Consider the following 16,813-nt stretch of genomic DNA (forward strand, 5'->3'; position numbering starts at 1 on the left):
GCACCGGTGGAGCGCCTATGCCGCGGTGGCGTCCGCTACGGGCCTCGGAGAAGTTTGCCCGCCAGCGCCGGTCTCCCCGGCGGGGCCGGACGGAGTCCATCCCAGCCGGGTCTTCCCTTCGATGATCGATTGATTGAGCTCCTGAAGAATGAGCCGGATCGAACGGACCGAGTCGTCGTTGGCCGGAATCGGAAAGTCGATACCGTCCGGGTCGGCGTTCGTATCGACGATCGCCACGATAGGGATGCGCAGCTTCCTGGCCTCGGAGACCGCGATCGCTTCGCGCACGACGTCCACCACGATCAACGCCTCCGGAATTCTTTCCATTCCGCGGATGCCCCAGAGATGCCGACGCAGCTTGGTGTTCTCCCGGCGGAGAACCGCCACTTCTTTCTTGGGCATCCGATCCATCAAGCCCTTTTCCTCGAGATGATCGATCCACCGCATCCGCTCGACCGATTTACGGATCGTCACGAGGTTCGTCAGGGTTCCGCCGAGCCAACGGTGGTTCACGTAGAAGGAATCGCTGCTTTCGGCGCACTCCTGGACGACCGCCTGCGCCTGCCTCTTGCATCCGACGAAAAGCACCTTGCCGCCCTCCTCGGACAGCTTCTCCAGGAACCGTGCTGCGTTTGCCAGCTCCTCCCGGGTCCGCTCCGGATCGATCCAATGGATGCCGCCCCGCGACCCAGCGAGATACCGCTTCATCCGCGGATGCCACTTGTCCGTTCGATGGCCGAAGTGCACCCCGGCCTCGACCAATGTCTTTACGTCCACCATTTCCTATCCGTCCGTTGCTGCGCGCATCTATTCCCTAGGAGCCTCCGCGCCTTTCTTTGGCCCGTTCCGCCGGCCGGAGGCGATTCGCAAGCCCTCTTTTCCCGCGCACCGCTTCGGAGCTTGTCCGCTTCCGCATTCGCTGCGAAGTTCCTAGGCTAAGCGACGAATCGAGCCCTTGCCAAGCCAAAATCGCGGCGGCGCGCCCTCTTCCGATCCGCCACCCGCCGAAAAAAGAAAAAAGGCAGGGAAATGAGTTTGACAGCGCGGGCGCCAGGAGCTAGCAGAAAATGAACTTTTATGCGGATGGCACCCCGATCGCCTCTCAGCCATCGCAGGGAAAGTGTTCTCCTATGGCTCTGGGGGCTCGTCTTAATGCTCCTCCCGGGCCCCTATGCGAAAGCCGCTTCGGATTATGCGAAAGGCGCATCGGAGAAAGGAGCCTACCCTTGGCATAAGAACATTGTGACGACGGTCTTTTGGATTGGCCAGGGCCGAACTCCGATCAGCGCCGCCACGAATGTAGCCAGCGCTTGGGATGTCCACTGGACACGCAACTACGGCGGACTCGACGACCCGAACCGCCGTGTCGGCTTCCTTCCGCGGCGTTTCGCGGTCACCCTCAATCCCTTTTACGTGGCGCTACCGTTCAATGACGTCGCCTACCCCGATCTCGCCCGCCGATGGGTGCCTTGGTATCGGGAGCCCTCCCGCGCCAATCGCTACGTCTCGCAATGCAAGGGCCACTGGGTGCAGATCCGGCACAAAGGGAGGGTCGCCTACGCCCAATGGGAGGACGTCGGACCGCTTCGCGCCGACTTTCCCTCCTACGTCTTCGGAACGGACCGCCCCCGGGGGTACAACGGGGCCGGCCTCGACGTCTCGCCTGCGGTCCGGGACTACCTGGGCTTGCACGGGCTTGATCTGACCGATTGGCGCTTCGTCTCCGAAGAGGACGTCCCGCCGGGGCCGTGGATGAAGTATGGGGAGCAGGCGATTCTGCTGCGCGCCATCCTCAACGAAGAGCGGAGAGCCGCCGCGCAAGCCTCCTCGATGTTGGCCCCGGCCTTGTTCCCCGGCCGACGGTAGCGCCCGGCCCTCCCGCTTCCCGCCCTTCGCCTTCGCCCCCAATCGACTTGTCCTCGGTGCAGGCGGAATGCTACGGTTGCCGCAGGCCGCACGCCTGAGCGGTGCGCCTTCCCCGGCACGAGGAAAGCCCCGGCTTGCGGGGAGACCGGAGCGCTCGCCGACGTGGGCTATGGGACAGGGCAGGCCATGCGCAACGTCGTCTACTTTGACCTCGAGACCCAGAAAGGAGCCAATGAAGTCGGCGGGTGGCGCAACAAGGGCGCGATGCGGATGTCCCTGGGAGTGACCTACGGCACGGCTCGGCAAAGCTACCGGATCTACGCCGAGCCGGACATCGAAGAGCTTCTCCGGGACCTCCGGAGCGCGGACTTGGTAGTCGGATTCAATATTGTCGGATTTGATTTCCCCGTTCTCGAAGCGTACACCGTATTTGATCTTCAAGATCTGCCGACGCTGGATCTTCTTCGGGACGTCGAAGCCCGGACCGGACGGCGGATGAGCCTGGAGAACCTGGCCCGAGCGACCTTAGGCCTCGGGAAGACGGCGGAAGGGGTTCAGGCGCTGCGGTGGTGGAAAGAAGGCAAGCTCTTCCAAATCGCGGAATACTGCTGCTATGATGTGAAGATCACCCGCTTGCTGCATGAGCACGGCGCCCGCCATGGACAAATCTACTACTTTAACGAGCAGACGCAGCGGAAAGAAGTTATCCCGGTCTGCTGGAACCCTTCCTGAAGAGACGAAAGGAGCGTCCATGGGACGGACCACGCAGCAGAAGCTCGCGATCGCGGCGGTTCTCGAGGACGCGGAAAGCCCGCTGACCCCCCCGGAAATCCTCGCCCGGGCTTCCAAAGCGGTGCCGCGCCTGGGCGTGGCCACGGTCTACCGGGCCCTCCGCTCCTTGCGGAAGGAGAAGAAGATCGTCATCGTGGAGATTCCCGGCGAGCCCCCCCGGTACGAGACCGCCGACCGCGGCCATCATCACCACTTCTTTTGCCATGGCTGCCGGCGCGTCTTCGAGGTTCCCGAATGCTCCGCGAAATTGGCTGAGCTCGCCCCGCCTCGCTTCGAGGTCCTGGATCACGAAATCATCCTCTACGGAAACTGCCCCGATTGCCGGCCGGCTTAATCGCGCGGAGTCTCTGCCACGGCCAGTCTCCGAAGATCGGTCAAGCGCAGCCCGAGAGCCTCCGCCGCCTCTCTCTCCCCACCCCCTTGCCGGGTGGCGATTCGCTCGACCAAGCGGCTTAGCAGCTTGGGGACCAGATCGGTGGGGCGGTTCTGCAGCACCAGATCGGTCAAGACCTGCACCGCCTGATCCAGCCCGCGCTCTTCCGCGGAGCGCCGCTCATCAGGAGTCGGAGAGAGTTCCGCCTGAATCTCTTCCGGGAGATTGCCTACCTCGATCGTCGTGCTCGCGGCCAGCACCATGGCGCGCTGAATGACGTTCTCCAGCTCCCGGATGTTTCCCGGCCACCCGTAGGATTGCAAGGCCCGCATCGCGTCGGGAGCGATCCGCGTCGCCGCCTGCGGCAGGTATCGCCGGTGCTTTTGCAGAAAGTGCGCCGCGAGGGCGGGAATGTCTTCGGCACGGTCGCGCAGCGGAGGCAAGGAGATACGGACGACGTTGAGGCGATAGAAGAGGTCGGGCCGGAATTCCCGGCGCTGCACCGCGACCCCCAGATCCTTGTTCGTCGCGGCGATGACGCGCACATCGATGCGAATCGACTCGTTGCTCCCCAACCGGGACACTTCGCCCTCCTGCAGAACTCGCAGGATCTTGCTCTGCGTCGTCAACGGCATCTCGCCGATCTCATCCAAAAAAATCGTCCCGCCGTCGGCCTGCTCGAACTTGCCGATCCGCTGCGCCATCGCCCCCGTAAACGATCCGCGCTCGTGTCCGAAAAGCTCGCTCTCCAGCAGATTCTCGGGAATGGCCGCACAGTTGATGGCGATGAACGGTTTGTTCGAGCGCATGCTATGCTGATAGATGGCCCGGGCGATCAATTCCTTGCCCGTGCCGCTCTCGCCCGTGATCAGCACGGTCGCATTGGTCTTCGCAACCTGCCCGACCAGCTTGTAGACCTTCTGCATGGGCGCGCTGTCTCCGACGAGCGAAAGCCCCTGCCGATCGGCGATCGTCGCCGACGTCTGACCTTCTTCCCGGGCGAGGCGTGCGGCCACGACGGAACGCTCGATGAGGCGGCGCAGCTCGGGGACGTCGAACGGCTTCAGGATGTAATCGTAGGCTCCGAGCTTCATGGCCTCGATCGCCGTATGCGAGGTGCCGTACGCGGTCATCATAAGCACGACCGCCTTCGGCAGAAGACGCTTCACCTCCCGGAGCGTCTCCAAGCCGTTCTTGCCGCCCATCCGAATATCCATGATCACGACGTCCGCCGGCTCCTTGCGCAGGAGCTCGATGGCGGCTTCGCCCGATGGGGCGGCCCGGATATCGACCGGCAGGTCTTCCAGCAATCTCTGGAAGGAATAGTGGACGTCGCTCTCGTCATCCACGACGAGGATAGACGGCCGGCGGGCCGGATTTTCTTCCGCATTCCCCGGAGGCCGACTCTCTTTGCGAGTGCTCACGGCAAACAAAAATGAAGCCCTTCGCGGGTGGAGCCAAGAGGAAAAAAATTTCTCCTGGATCCCCGCTCCGAGGAACGGCCGCTACATTTGCCAAACAGGCGGACCACATGTATCTTGCTTGAATGGACTTATCGCAGGCCCGTTGGCGGCGGAGCCGGCTGTCGGCGCTGCTCGCCGGTTGTTTTCTTCTCCTGTTCGTATCGGCAAGCGCTCCGGCGGAGACGGCGCATTGGCTGACCGATTTCTCCGCCGCGCTCAAGGAAGCCAAGGCCCAAAACAAGCTGGTTCTGATCAACTTCACCGGATCCGACTGGTGCCCATGGTGCCAAAAGCTGGACAAGGAGGTGTTTACCACTCCCGATTTTCAGAAGTATGCCAAGGAGCACCTCGTATTGGTCGAAGCCGATTTTCCGCAACGCAAGCCGCAGTCCGAGGCCTTGAAGCGGCAGAACCAAGAGCTGGCCGATCGCTACCAAGTCGAAAGCTTTCCGACGATCGTGCTGCTCGACCCGGAAGGGCAGCCGTTAGCGTCCCTCGGATACATGCCCGGGGGACCGCGACCTTTTCTCGACAAGCTCGAGCAGTACCGCCGGAAATCCGCAGTCGGCGGTTGACGGGGTGCCCGCCGCTTCTTCCCGCCCGCTGCAAAAAGTGCTTCCTCCCAACGGGCTTTTTCGTCTAGGATCTGTTCGTCTCAATTGCCCATAACCGATTCATCATGAAACTCCCATTGACCCTTGGGGCGAAGTCCCTGTCGGTGAGCGCCCTGGCGCTCGTTCTCGCCTCTCCGCTGCGTGCAGAGGATATTTCCGGATCCTCCGAACCGGCGCCCAAGCCGCACTCTTCCCATTATCACCGGCTGCACAGACAGGCGCGGGAAAACCACGAAAAGATGCGCCGCCTCATGGAACGACAGGATGCTGAGCTCCAACGCCTGACTGAAGAGATGAACCAGGCTCCTGCCGACAAAAAGCTCGATCGGGCCGTCGCCGTTATCAACAAGCTCGTCGAACAGCGGCGGGAGATGCATGCCGAAATGGAGGGGATGCATCAGAAGATGATGCGCCAGATGGAGGAAGGAAAGTAGCCTCCCTGCGGCGCACCGGGGCGCCTCCCGGCCCGCGCAGCAGGAACCCGCCGGACCGTTCCGAATAGCCGGTCGCATGTTCCGATCCCCGATCGATTTCCGATCCCGATCCGTTGGGCGCGTCGGCTACCGGCGGGCCGACCCGTCTTTGACGAATCGATCGGGCATTCTCTTCTCTTGATCCTTTCCCCCATGCGACATCGCTCCGCCGTCAGCGACGGCCGCCTGAGGCCTTGCCGGCGGCTCGTGTTCGGGGTCGCCGCGCCGGTTCTCGCCGCCGTCCTCTCCCTCTCCTCTGGAACCGCGCAGCCGGTTGCGCCACCCTCCGGCCCTCGTCCGCCGACTCCGAAGCAGCGCCGGCAGATCGAGCAGATGCAGGAGCACCTGCGGCAGACGGTTCGCGAGCAGGACGAGGAGCTGGAGCGCCTCCTCTCCGAGCTCCACGGCGCGCCCCGCGACAAGAAGATCGACCTACTGACCCGGATCGTCACTCGCCTGATCGAGCAGAGAAAGGCGTATCACCAGGAGGCCGAGTCGATCCGCCTGCGGATTCTCGATATGCAGAACCCACCGGCCCCCCTGCCGCGGACCGACGTTTCGCCCCTGCCGGCGCCCGCCGCCGGGAGCCGTCCTCCGGCTCGCCGAGCGAGGCCGCGCCGCCCGTCGGCGGTCAAGGATACGTGCCCCAGCAGGAGCCGCAGTAGGGCAGCCCCGGGCGCTGGCCGAGCGGACGGAGCGGCAAGCCGCGGAGAGCGACCCGGAGCGCCGCAGGGCTACCGCCCACCCTCGTCGAGCTCCGCATCCACTTCCTCGATCGGGTCCGGATCGAGAAACTCCGCGTAGGCCGGCGGCGGCTGCTTCTCCCGTTTGCGGAGGCGGTATCCCCCCCACGCGAATGCCATCGATACGGCCAATCCGAGCGCCGGTAGAAAAAGCGCGGCGACCAGACCGCCGTCGGACCGGCCTTCCGTCGAGGCGAAGATCGCGGGGCAGCCGAGAAGCACGAGCCACTTCATTTTTCCCGAGTCCCGAACCGGCCTCCATGCCCCGCCCACGGGGCGTCGCCTTGCGGCTTCCGGGCCGAGGACACCGACCCGCGGCTACACGCGAGCCGCCTCGGCCGGTGCCTTTCCTTGAGCCTCCGGTTCCCACTGCGGAAGAAAATCCCGCTTCGCGCTGGGGGCGCTGTACTCGTAGGGGCCGCGATAGACGCTCACAGCCGCCGGGAAATTGCCATGGGCCAGCGGCGGAGTCGGAGCCGCCCATTCGAGCGTCGTCGCTTGCCATGGGTTATCGGACTCCACCCTGGCTCCGTGTCGTGCGCTCCAAAAGAAGTTAATGACGAAGGGAATCTGCGCAAGGGCCAGCAGCCAGGCCGAAATCGTCATCACCTGGTTGAGCCAGAGAACGTTCTGCGCAAACTGCCATCCGGCCCCACCGTCGTACCAGCGCCGGTGGACGCCATTGAATCCCTGGATCAACATCGGGAAGAAGACCCCGTTGAAGAAGAGGAGCGTCGGCCAGAAATGGAGCTTTCCGAGGAATTCGTTCATCATGCGTCCGGTCACCTTCGGGTACCAGTAGTAGATCCCGGCGAAGAGCGCCATCAGCGAGGTCGGCCCCATCATGTAATGGAAATGCCCGACCACGTAGTAGGTATCGTGAAGGACGAGATCCGACGAGCTCCAGCCGTTCGGGAGCCCGGTCAGTCCGCCGATGGCGAAGAGGGGCAGCCAAGACAAGGCGAAGAGCATCGGCAGGTTGATGCGGATCGACGCCCCCCACAGGGAAAGGAGGAATACGGTCCCGATCAGGACCGAGGGGATCGAGATGATCGTGGTGAAGAGCTGGAAGAAGGTCGTCACCCCCTGGCCCATGCCGGTCATGTACATGTGGTGCGCCCAGACGATCATCCCGACGAAGCCGATGGCGATCTCGGAGTAGACGACCGCGCGGTAGCTCCAGAGCGGACGGCGCGTGTTGTTGGTCCAGATTTCTGCAATGATCCCCATGGTCGGAAGGATCTGGACGTACACCTCGGGATGACCGATAAACCAGAAAAGATGCTGCCAGAGAAGGGGGGCGCCCCCTCCGCTGACCGCCACGCGCTGGCCTCCGACGACCAGGCCGTCGGGGGAGAAGAAGCTCGTTCCCGCCAGCCGGTCCATCAGTTGCATGACGGCGGCGGCCTCGAGCGGCGGAAAGGCCAGGAGCATGAGAAAGGCGGCAACGAGCTCGGACCAGACATAGATCGGCAGGCGCATCCAGGAAAGGCCCGGGGCGCGGAGCTGGAAGATCGTCGTGATCATGTTGATCACCCCCAGCAGGGAGCCGGTGATGTTGAAGGCCATCCCGAGGAGCCAGAGGGTCTGCCCGTTGAGCACGGGATGAAACCCGGGACCGGAATCGGCAAGATCGGCGAGCGGCGGGTAGGAGGTCCAGCCCGACTTCGCCGCTCCCCCGGGGACGAAGAAGCTCCCCACCATGATGACGACTCCTGCGAAGAAGCACCAGAAGCTCGCCATGTTGAGCCGGGGGAAGGCCATGTCGGGCGCTCCGAGCTTCAAGGGGACGATGTAGTTTCCGAACCCGGAGAAGAGCGCGGGCACCAGCGCCATGAAGATCATGACCGTCCCATGGATCGCTCCGAAGGAATTGTACAACTGCGGGGTCATGACCCCGCCGGGCGCCATGTTCGGGCCCGCGAGCTGCTGCAGGAGGCCGGCGAAGAAGGGAACGGGCTTCCCGGGATAGGAGAGCTGCCAGCGCATCAGGATCATGAGCCCGAAACCGAAGGCGGCCATCAGCAAAGAGGTGATCATGTACTGGATGCCGATCACCTTGTGATCGGTGGAGAAGACCCACCGCCTCCACCAAGGCAGATGCGCCCCATGCCCCTGCTCCGCCGGTTGCACCGGGTTTTGCGCCGTATTCCCGTCCATCCCTCTTGCTCCTCCCCTTTCTCGACGTTCGCCGGGCCGCTTCGGGATCCGCACGCCGGACCCATCGGACTGAACCTCCCGTCTCGGGCAATACGGTAGGCGATCACGGCGGCGCGGGGTATCCTGGTGATCTCCTCTTCTTCCACCCCGGAAAAGACCGAAGGCGGGGGACCGAACTGCCCCGTTCGCCTATCAGGGTTTTGATACCGAGGAAACCGGGACCGAACCCCGTAATAGGGCCAACGGATGCGGCGATGCCCTACTGGCGGGAGAGGGCGCCGGGAGAGCGTTCCGCGACAGCCGGCGGAGGCTGCTTGCCGAACTGGCGCTCGTAGAGCTTGGCATAGCGGACGAAGGTCGCCAACGCGGTGACTGCAGCGATGTAGAAGCCCGGAAACCCGTCGAGGAAGCCGAGCCGAAGGAGATAGCCGCGCACAAAGCGCCAGAGAGGCCGCAGGAGCAGATCCGACCAGCGGAATCCGGTCCCCCTTTCCCGCCGCTCGTCGGCGAAGGCCGCGACGAAAGTGGGAATCTTCCGCACGTTGTCCTCGACCGCCGGAAACGAATAGTGGAGGAGCTCCGCCCGCTCCTTCTTGACCCGGCCGTCGAGAATCAGCTTGTCATGCTCCCGATTCCCTCCCCAGCGCCCGCGCTCCCGGCGGAAGAGGCGCAAGTTATAGTCGGGATACCAGTCTCCGTGGGTGATCCACCGGTTGAGAAACCAGGTCTTGCGCCGGAAAGCCACACCGTCGAACCTCCGGTCGGCTCCGGAGAAAAACTCTTCGATCGCCCGCCGCATTTCGGGCGAAACTTCCTCGTCGGCGTCGAGCCCGAGGACCCAGGGCCGGGTCGCCAGCGCGAGCGCAGCGTTCTTCTGGTCGCGACGGCATGTCCAGGCGCGCTCCTCGACCCGGGCTCCGAACTCGCGTGCGATCTGGGCCGTGGCATCGGTGCAATCGTTGACCACGACGATGATCTCCTCGACCCAACCGGCGACGCTTCCGAGGCTTCTCGGGAGGTTCCGCTCCTCGTTGCAGGCGATCATCGTCACTGAGATCGGCAGCTTCCTCATCCCCTCGGATTGCCTCTCTCCTCCGACAGCGCTTTCATCCGGGCATGAGCCCGAAGAGGGTCCGCAGCGTGCGCGGCGGACGGCAAGCCATGATGCGCCGGAGGAGGAACGGGTCGGTGCCCGGGCCGTTGATCCCCCGCTCCACCGTGCAGGCGGTCCGATACCCCGCTTCCTCTACCAGGTCCCGAATCCGCGCGTTCCAATCCCCGTAGGGATAGGCGAAATGTTCGATCCGCCGGCCGAACCGATCTTCGAGCTTTTTCTTCCCATCGAGGATCTCTCGCCGCGCCTCGTCCGGCGCCAGCCGCGGAAGGGACGGATGGGTAAGAGTATGGCCTCCGATCTCATTTCCGGCTTCGATCCACTCCCGGATCTGCACCTCGTCCATCAGGGCCGCCGGCTTCTCCCCGATCGCCGTGTCCCACTCATTGGAACCTCCGACCCGGTCCGCCACCAGGAAGACGATCGCTCGGAATCCCTGTTCGCGCAAGAGCGGCAAAGCCTCTTGATGCACGCTGGCGTACCCGTCGTCGAAGGTCAGGCAGACCCGTCTCCGCAGGGGTTCGCGCGGATCGATGAACTCTTCGAGGCCCACGGCCACCCATCCGTTCTCCTTCCATTCGCACAGCTGCCGCGCCAGGAGCCAAGTAGGAAGGTAGAGGCCGCGGAAGCGGGCGTCGGGGGGAGGTGAGCCGATCTTGTGATACATCAGGATCGGAGCCGCTTCCGCAAAGCGCTTCCGGTAAGCCCACAGGCTGGTATACGGGGGAAGGGCGTCCGGCGAAGCGATAGCGGAAAAAGAGGCCATGTCCCCGGCTACTCTAGATGAAGAGGGATCTGGTTCGCAAACCTCCTCTGCATTTTGCCAAGATTGCGGCGTGCAAGAGGAGCAAAGCCGGAAGCGGGCGAGCCCGAAGGCGATCTTGCCGGCCGGCGCCGGCGGCGAGAAGGAAAGCCGGGAACCGCTGCTTTCGGTGATCATCGTCACCCGGAACACTCGTGACCTTGTTTGCGCGGCGATCCGCTCCGTCGAAGAGAGCGATGTCCCGTTCGCCGTAGAGACGATCGTCGTCGACAACGGCTCGACCGACGGCACGGCCGAGGAGATCCCCCGCGCTTTCCCGAAGGCCGCCTATCTCCGCTTTCCCCGCAACCTCGGCTTCGCCGCCGCGGTCGACCGTGCGGCCGAGCGGAGCCGGGGGAAGTACCTGCTGCTGCTCAACAGCGATGCCCGGCTCGAGCCGGACGCGCTGGCGCGCGCGCTGCGGTGGATGGAAGCGCATCCCGGATGCGGCGTCGCCGGAGCCCGGTTGCTGAACGAGGACGGCACCCCGCAGAACTCGATCGCCAACTTCCCGAGCCTCTGGACTGAGCTGGGGAACAAGGCGCTCCTCCGGCGATTGCTCCCCCGTCTCTATCCCGGGAAGGAACGGCCGCCGACGGTGCCGACCCCCGTCGACTCCGTCATCGGCGCCTTCTTCCTCACGCGCGCCGATCTCTGGCGGCGACTCCACGGCATGGACGAAGGCTTCTTTTTCTTCCTCGAGGAGACCGATTTCTGCTACCGGGCACGGCAAGCGGGCTTCTCGGTCTACCACCTTCCCGACGTCCGCGTCCGGCACGGCCAGGGACGAAGCGCAGCCGCCCTCCCCGCGGCCGCCCGGATCGAATATTGGCGATCCCGCTATCGCTACTTTTCCCTGCACGCGCCACGGTCGCACCAGATTCTCCTGCGCATCGCCCTGCCTCTGCGCCTCGTCGCGGAATTGGCCGGCGACCTACTGCTCTTCCCGTTTTGCGGAACCCGTACCCGCTTCCGGCAAAAAATGGGCGTGCGTTGGGCCCTCCTCCTCTGGCACTTAGCGGGCAGGCCGGATCGCATGGGGCTGCCTCGTGACTGAATTTCCCTCCGTCCTCCAAGTCGACTCCCTGCTAAGCGGAGGCGGCACCGACGCTCAGGCGATTCTTTTGGCTTTCGGGCTTCAGCGATCGGGCTGCCCGGTCGCCTTGGCCGGGCCCCCCTCTGGTGCTTTGGCCTCCGAGGTGACGCGCCGGGGCATCCGGCTCCTTCCGACCGGGCGGGGTAAGGCGGGTCTGGTCCTCTCCCTGGCGCGCTGGATCCGCGAGGGCGGCTTCTCGATCGTCCACGCACATCACGGCCGGGACTACTGGCCGACCATCCTGGCCGCGCGCCTGGCCGGAGGAGCCCTCGTGCTGCTGACCCGCCACATGGCCAAAAGCCCGAGCTCCTGGCCCAGCCGGAAATTTCTTCTGAACGCGTCGGACGGCATGATCGCGGTTTCGCAATTCGTCCGCCACGTGCTGACGGAGGGCGATTATGAGCCGAAATCGACCGATCGGGAGCGGCGCTCCCGCCCGCCGATGGCAGGAGACTTTTCTAAGATCCACACGATCCTTCCCGGAATCGATGTCGAACAGTTCCACCCCGCTGACGGGGCCGCGGAGCGGGCTGCGTGGGGCTTCGACTCCGGCCACCGGGTCTTCGCTCTCGTGGGGGGCTGCTCCTTCCCGTACGGCAAAGGGCAGGAGGTCTTCCTGGAAGCCGCTGCCGCCGTCCGAGCCCGCCTCCCGCAAGCCCGTTTCCTCCTGCTGGGCAGCGGCAACATGCAGGGCTACCTCGCCGAAAAGGCGCGCGCCCTTGGGCTCGCGGGCAAAGCCATTTTCCTGGAACGTTGTAACCGGATGTCGGCGTTCCTCAATTCGATCGACTGCCTCGTGCGGCCTGGCATCGGGACCGAGGCTCTAGGCTTGGTGATTCTCGAAGCCTTGGCCTGCGGGAAGCCCGTCATCGCCGGAGCGATCGACGGCATCCCGGAGGCCTTCGTTTCGGAGCGGGCCGGTTGCCTCCTCGATCAGTCGACGCCACAGGCCCTAGCTTCCGCCATGACGGCGATGGCCGAGCGCGAGCCGCTCACCTCCGCAGAGAGATGGGCGCTCCACCGAGAGGTGGCCGCCCGCTTCTCCACCGAGATCCTTGCCGAAAGGACCCTGGCGCTCTACCGCCGGCTCGCCGCCGGATCGGGCCGACGGCGGACCGCGGCCCGGCCGGCTACTGGGTGATTAGCTCGTCGGCCAAGAGCCATAGGGTAATCGTTTGGTTGTGGTGGCCGATCGTCCCGGCGACCGTCGTGCCGGTCTCCCCGTAGGTCGAGGCGCCGACCACCGCCACGTGGTCCCCCAGCTCTTCGCGGATCGCGCGCACCTCGCCGGCGCCGGATCCCAGGCGGAGCGCCTGCTGGTGGCAGAGGATGCAATTGAATGCGACCACCGCCGCCACCCGCTTCGGGTTGCCGGCATCGGCCAGCGCCCGCCGGACCGCGATCCGAACGGATTCGACGCGGCTCTCCACATCCGATTCCAGGAGAGTCAGCCCGCTCCCCTTCGGAATCGCCGAAAAGAAGACGATCGAGCCATCCTCCCGGATCGCCGCCGGGCTCCGCACCTGCCAGTAGTTCGCCGTGACCTCGATAATCCCCATCGGATGGCTGTTGAAATGCTCCTGCGCTTCCTGCCAACTGGAGGCTCCGACCAGCTCCGCATAGACGTCGGCGGCCGGCCGATGGTTGAGCGTCTTCACCACCCTCCCTTCGCTCTCGGTGACAAAAGCTCCCTTGGCGCCTACCGGCCGGAAGGCGTTGGCCATGCCGACCCCGTTTTTCAGGGTGGTAGCGATCGCCAAGAGGGAAAGGGAGCCTTTGGCGCTCGCTCCGTCCCCATGGGCGAATGTCTCGGTGACCCGTTCGAGATAGAGCCGGTCCGCCGCGGTTCCTCCCACCACCCGGGCGCCTCGGCCGACGGCACGGGAGATCCCCCGCAGGACGGCCTCCTCGGTGCCGACGCTCGAATGGCCCACCAGCAGGGTGAACGGATTGGTCTGCAGCAGCCGGGAAGGGCTCTTGCCCGTGAAGGCCACGTAGAGGAGCTCCGGGCTGAAAAGTACGCCGTCGAAGGCCTGCCGAGTCAGTTCCGCGGCCCTTTCCTCCTCCGCCCCGTGGAGCTCGCCCATCACGACCGACGGGGCAAGTACCTCTCCGTGCTGCTCGATGGCCAGCAAGAGGATCCCCTCGGTTGAAAGATCGCCCACCGCCCCGTTGAAGTGGCCGGCGCACGAAAAGCCCCACGAATGGCCCTCTAGGTTGGAACGGATCTCCCGGCCGATCCACTCCTGGTCGAGCGAGCTCGAGGCGAAGAGGATCGTCAGCGTCGGATTCCTGATTCCCTGCCGCCGCACGCTTTCCAAGACCTCGTAGACGTCCGTTCCGTACGCCACGGCGGTCCGAACGAAATTTCCCGAATCCTTTGGCTCATCCATGCTCCGGTTCCTTTACTCTGTTCGTTAGCACATGTAGAACAAGCCGACTTCGCTATCGATCTCTTTTTCCCTACCGGCCGAACGCATAGCCGAGCCCGACGACCACGTTGTTGCTGAGCATGTGGCCCGCGACCAGCTCCCCGGAGGGATAGGTATAGGTAACTGTCCCCGTCCATCCGAAGAAGGACTCAAAGCGCAACGACCAGCGGGCGTCGAAATGATAGCGTACCCCCAAGTCGACGAGAAGCACCGGCACCACGGCGGTCGACGACGATTGCCCTTGGCTCTCCGAGGTGAAAAAGCCGGCGCCGGCCCCGAAGCCGATAATCGGCTCCCAGGCGTCCATCCGGTAGCCCACCGTGCCGAAAAGAACGGTGAAGCCCCCTCTTTCGGCTTGGGCTCCGCCCCGGCCCCCGATCTGGGTCGAGCTCCCCAGGGCGTTGTAGGCGCCCGTCAGCTCCAGCGTGAAGCTGAAGTGGCCGGTCTTCCGGGGATCGTACCAGTAGTAGCCGCCGGTAGGCGAAAGAATCGTCGTGCCCTCCTCGTGGGAGTGGACCGGGGCGCCCGTGGCGGGCACCAATCCGGAAGGGAAGCGATTCCACTGGGTTCCGACGAATCCGGCGATAAACCATGAGTTTTTTTGGTCTCCTTCCGGCGCCGGATTCGCCGATTGCGGGTTGAGGATCACTCCTTCCCCTCCGTCCCCGCTCCAGCCGAAGGCTCCACGGGCCGACGCGGCCAGGAGGACAAACGCCAGGAGCCCGGCTCTACCGACTCCTGCCGTCCAACCCAGGAGCGGGCCGCTCCGGACGGCGCGGCGGATGGAACCTTTCACCGTCCCCTGCCGGAGCAATCTCCGGGCCATCCGCAGCTCCTCGAGGCTGTCGTCGGCTCCTCCCGGGCACGCCTCGGGCCTCCGTACGAAAGGCAGACATCCGCAGTCCGGAAAGAGGACGCAGAATCAGCCCGGGACCACCGGCGCGTTCCGCCGGACTTCCGCGAGGTATTCCCTGGCTGCCGCGTGGATCGCACGGGCCAGATCGGCCTTGGGCTGCACGAAGTTCGGGCGGAACCAGGGGAAGAGGCCGACCAGGTCGTGAAAGACCAGGATTTGGCCGTCGCACCCCTCCCCCGAGCCGATCCCGATCGTCGGAATCCGGAGGCTGCGGGTGATCTCGGCCGCCAGCCTGGCGTCAACGGCCTCGACGACCACGCTGAACGCCCCCGCCTCCTCGACCGCCCGCGCGTCCGCGAGGAGCTTCTCCCGCTCCTCCGGGCCCCGCCCCACCTTGCGGAACCGCCTGCCGGCCAGCTGGGGAAGGAGCCCGATATGGGCCATCACCGGGATCCGGGCTTCGGTCAGCCTCCGGATGGTTCGGCTTTGCTCGACCCCCCCTTCCAATTTCACTGCTTCGGCTCCCGCCGCAATCAGGGCCTTCCCGGTCTGCCGGGCGTCATCGGGGGTCGAGTAGGTTCCGGCCGGGCAATCGGCCACGACGAGTGCTTTGGGCTTGGCCCGCGCGACGGCGGAGACGTGCGGGAGCATCTCGTCTAGCCGAAGAGAGGTGGTATCCGGGTAGCCCAGGACCACCATCGCCAGGGAGTCCCCCACGAGGAGCACCGGGATCCCCGCCTCGTCGAGCAGCCGGGCCGTGGGATAATCGTAGGCGGTCAGCGCCGCGATCTTCTCCCCGGTCTCCTTCCGGCTACGCACCCACTCGGGGGTGATTTTCGCTGAGTCGCTCATAAAGCTCCCGGACGGTCAAGGAAAAGCCCGGCAGGCGAAGCTCCGGCGCGATTTCGGCCAACGGCCCGAGCACAAAGCTCCGGCGGGCCAGGCGAGGGTGGGGCAAGGTCAGCTCCGCGGTCTTCCTCACCAAGTTTCCGCAGTAGAGCAGGTCAAGATCGATCGGCCGGGGAGCGTTGCGCGGCCTCGTTTCCGCCGGGGGTCGGCCCGCCCTGCGCTCGAAGGCGAGCAGGGCGGCGAGGAGCTCCTCGGGGGAACCCTCCCAATCGATCTCGACGACGGCGTTCAGGAATTCCGGGGACCCCGGGGGGCAATCGACCGGTTCGGTTCGCCATAGGGAAGAACGGAGGAAATGGGCGCTGCACGAGAGCGTGCGGAGGAAGGCCGACGCTTCTTCCATCCGCACCGCGCTCTCTCCGAGATTCGACCCCAAGGCGATGCCCGCCCGCATCCTTCCTCCTCGGCTAGGCTTGCGAATTTTTCCGTCTCAGGCAAGCATGCTCGCCATGCCCGTGCTGCTTTTCTCCTATAGCAGAAGCTCGTGCCCGAAGCGAAGGAAATGGGCGGGGGGGCGAGGACCGGTGTCCTGATGTCCAAGGAGATCGCGTCCCTAGTCCGCGCCGGCGCCGAGGAGCTGGCGGCGACCCTACGCCTGGCGCAGGAGAGCTTCCCGATCCTCGAAAGGGCGGCCGCCTTGTGCGTCGACTGCCTCCGGCAGGGAGGGACCGTGTTCACGGCGGGCAACGGCGGCAGTGCCGCCGATGCGCTCCACCTGGCCGAGGAGCTTCTGGGGCGCTACCGCGCTGATCGCCGCCCCTTGCCCGCGATTTCACTCGCGGCCGATCCGACGACCCTGACCTGCATCGCGAACGATTTCGGCTTTGCGGAGGTCTTCTCCCGCCAGCTGGCCGCGTTGGCCCGACCGGGAGATCTCTTCCTCTGCTTTTCGACGAGCGGGGCCTCCCTCAACATCCTCTCGGCTCTCCGCATGGCCAGGCAGCGTTCGATCTGCTCCATCGCTTTTCTCGGCAAGGACGGGGGTCCGGCCGCCGCCGAAGCCGAGGTCGCCTGGATCGTTCCGAGCCGGTCCACAGCACGCATCCAGGAGCTGCACACCTGGGGGCTGCACGTAATCCTCGAGTGCGTGGAAGCGGCGCTGGGCCCGCGCGGATAAGAA

The 16,813-nt window shown here is 65.1% G+C and carries 19 protein-coding genes; 8 read left to right on the forward strand and 11 right to left on the reverse strand.

All coding sequences use genetic code 11. From position 1 onward, the window contains the following. Positions 1-15 precede the first annotated feature (15 nt). Positions 16-780 carry a 30S ribosomal protein S2 gene (gene rpsB, locus MTHMO_RS08435; protein WP_202214380.1) on the reverse strand — a complete coding sequence of 255 codons (765 nt, stop codon included), beginning with the start codon at positions 778-780 and terminating at the stop codon, positions 16-18. A gap of 303 nt (positions 781-1,083) precedes the next feature. On the opposite strand from rpsB, the gene MTHMO_RS08440 reads away from it, so the two are divergent. The 3 genes from MTHMO_RS08440 to MTHMO_RS08450 all read left to right on the forward strand — a co-directional run bounded on the left by MTHMO_RS08440 (position 1,084) and on the right by MTHMO_RS08450 (position 2,992). Further along, complete coding sequence (locus MTHMO_RS08440; protein ID WP_237394855.1) at positions 1,084-1,866, forward strand: hypothetical protein; 783 nt, start codon at positions 1,084-1,086, stop codon at positions 1,864-1,866. A 186-nt stretch (positions 1,867-2,052) separates the two neighbouring features. Further along, complete coding sequence (locus tag MTHMO_RS08445) at positions 2,053-2,598, forward strand: ribonuclease H-like domain-containing protein (RefSeq protein ID WP_202214381.1); 546 nt, start codon at positions 2,053-2,055, stop codon at positions 2,596-2,598. Between the two features lie 19 nt (positions 2,599-2,617). Further along, the gene (locus MTHMO_RS08450) at positions 2,618-2,992 is read left to right on the forward strand and encodes a Fur family transcriptional regulator (RefSeq protein WP_202214382.1); all 375 of its coding nucleotides are present in this window, start codon (positions 2,618-2,620) and stop codon (positions 2,990-2,992) included. On the opposite strand, the gene MTHMO_RS08455 is transcribed toward MTHMO_RS08450, so the two are convergent. Beyond that, positions 2,989-4,455, reverse strand: coding sequence for a sigma-54 dependent transcriptional regulator (locus MTHMO_RS08455; RefSeq protein ID WP_202214383.1), 1,467 nt, complete (start codon positions 4,453-4,455; stop codon positions 2,989-2,991). The genes MTHMO_RS08450 and MTHMO_RS08455 overlap by 4 nt on opposite strands. Before the next feature lie 122 nt (positions 4,456-4,577). Here MTHMO_RS08455 and MTHMO_RS08460 point away from each other — a divergent pair, with 122 nt between their 5' ends. Both MTHMO_RS08460 and MTHMO_RS08465 read left to right on the forward strand, forming a co-directional pair. Beyond that, entirely contained in the window at positions 4,578-5,069 is a 492-nt protein-coding gene (locus MTHMO_RS08460; protein WP_202214384.1) for a thioredoxin family protein, read from the forward strand. 104 nt (positions 5,070-5,173) lie between these two features. Then, positions 5,174-5,542, forward strand: coding sequence for a hypothetical protein (locus MTHMO_RS08465; RefSeq protein ID WP_202214385.1), 369 nt, complete (start codon positions 5,174-5,176; stop codon positions 5,540-5,542). 126 nt (positions 5,543-5,668) lie between these two features. On the opposite strand, the gene MTHMO_RS08470 is transcribed toward MTHMO_RS08465, so the two are convergent. The 5 genes from MTHMO_RS08470 to MTHMO_RS08490 all read right to left on the reverse strand — a co-directional run bounded on the left by MTHMO_RS08470 (position 5,669) and on the right by MTHMO_RS08490 (position 10,364). After that, positions 5,669-5,986 carry a hypothetical protein gene (locus MTHMO_RS08470; protein ID WP_202214386.1) on the reverse strand — a complete coding sequence of 106 codons (318 nt, stop codon included), beginning with the start codon at positions 5,984-5,986 and terminating at the stop codon, positions 5,669-5,671. Between the two features lie 329 nt (positions 5,987-6,315). Continuing rightward, a complete protein-coding gene (locus MTHMO_RS08475) occupies positions 6,316-6,558 on the reverse strand; it encodes a hypothetical protein (RefSeq protein ID WP_202214387.1) in 243 nt (80 codons plus the stop codon). 84 nt (positions 6,559-6,642) lie between these two features. Further along, complete coding sequence (locus MTHMO_RS08480) at positions 6,643-8,484, reverse strand: cbb3-type cytochrome c oxidase subunit I (RefSeq protein WP_202214388.1); 1,842 nt, start codon at positions 8,482-8,484, stop codon at positions 6,643-6,645. 259 nt (positions 8,485-8,743) lie between these two features. Beyond that, a complete protein-coding gene (locus MTHMO_RS08485) occupies positions 8,744-9,556 on the reverse strand; it encodes a glycosyltransferase family 2 protein (protein ID WP_202214389.1) in 813 nt (270 codons plus the stop codon). A 34-nt stretch (positions 9,557-9,590) separates the two neighbouring features. After that, a complete protein-coding gene (locus MTHMO_RS08490; protein ID WP_202214390.1) occupies positions 9,591-10,364 on the reverse strand; it encodes a polysaccharide deacetylase family protein in 774 nt (257 codons plus the stop codon). Positions 10,365-10,434: 70 nt separating this feature from the next. Between MTHMO_RS08490 and MTHMO_RS08495 the strand changes: the two genes are divergently transcribed. Both MTHMO_RS08495 and MTHMO_RS08500 read left to right on the forward strand, forming a co-directional pair. Then, positions 10,435-11,457, forward strand: coding sequence for a glycosyltransferase family 2 protein (locus MTHMO_RS08495; RefSeq protein WP_237394856.1), 1,023 nt, complete (start codon positions 10,435-10,437; stop codon positions 11,455-11,457). Further along, positions 11,450-12,637, forward strand: a complete 1,188-nt coding sequence (locus MTHMO_RS08500) for a glycosyltransferase (protein ID WP_202214392.1) — start codon at positions 11,450-11,452, stop codon at positions 12,635-12,637. Before MTHMO_RS08495 ends, MTHMO_RS08500 begins: the two co-directional genes overlap by 8 nt. Here the strand turns inward: MTHMO_RS08500 and MTHMO_RS08505 are convergent. The 4 genes from MTHMO_RS08505 to folK form a co-directional block, all read right to left on the reverse strand. After that, on the reverse strand, positions 12,627-13,889 hold the full coding sequence (locus tag MTHMO_RS08505) for an FIST signal transduction protein (protein ID WP_202214393.1): 1,263 nt from the start codon (positions 13,887-13,889) through the stop codon (positions 12,627-12,629). The genes MTHMO_RS08500 and MTHMO_RS08505 overlap by 11 nt on opposite strands. A gap of 70 nt (positions 13,890-13,959) precedes the next feature. Continuing rightward, positions 13,960-14,754 carry a hypothetical protein gene (locus MTHMO_RS08510; RefSeq protein ID WP_202214394.1) on the reverse strand — a complete coding sequence of 265 codons (795 nt, stop codon included), beginning with the start codon at positions 14,752-14,754 and terminating at the stop codon, positions 13,960-13,962. A gap of 96 nt (positions 14,755-14,850) precedes the next feature. Then, positions 14,851-15,636: a 3-methyl-2-oxobutanoate hydroxymethyltransferase gene (gene panB, locus MTHMO_RS08515; RefSeq protein WP_202214395.1), complete on the reverse strand. Its 786-nt coding sequence runs from the start codon at positions 15,634-15,636 to the stop codon at positions 14,851-14,853. Next, complete coding sequence (folK, locus tag MTHMO_RS08520) at positions 15,596-16,087, reverse strand: 2-amino-4-hydroxy-6-hydroxymethyldihydropteridine diphosphokinase (protein WP_202214396.1); 492 nt, start codon at positions 16,085-16,087, stop codon at positions 15,596-15,598. The genes panB and folK overlap by 41 nt, the downstream gene beginning before the upstream one ends. A gap of 90 nt (positions 16,088-16,177) precedes the next feature. Between folK and MTHMO_RS08525 the strand changes: the two genes are divergently transcribed. Beyond that, the gene (locus MTHMO_RS08525; RefSeq protein ID WP_237394857.1) at positions 16,178-16,810 is read left to right on the forward strand and encodes an SIS domain-containing protein; all 633 of its coding nucleotides are present in this window, start codon (positions 16,178-16,180) and stop codon (positions 16,808-16,810) included. The last annotated feature ends 3 nt before the right edge of the window (positions 16,811-16,813 follow it).

It is taken from the genome of Methylacidimicrobium sp. AP8 (assembly GCF_903064525.1).
In the GTDB taxonomy this organism is placed as follows: Bacteria; Verrucomicrobiota; Verrucomicrobiia; order Methylacidiphilales; family Methylacidiphilaceae; genus Methylacidimicrobium.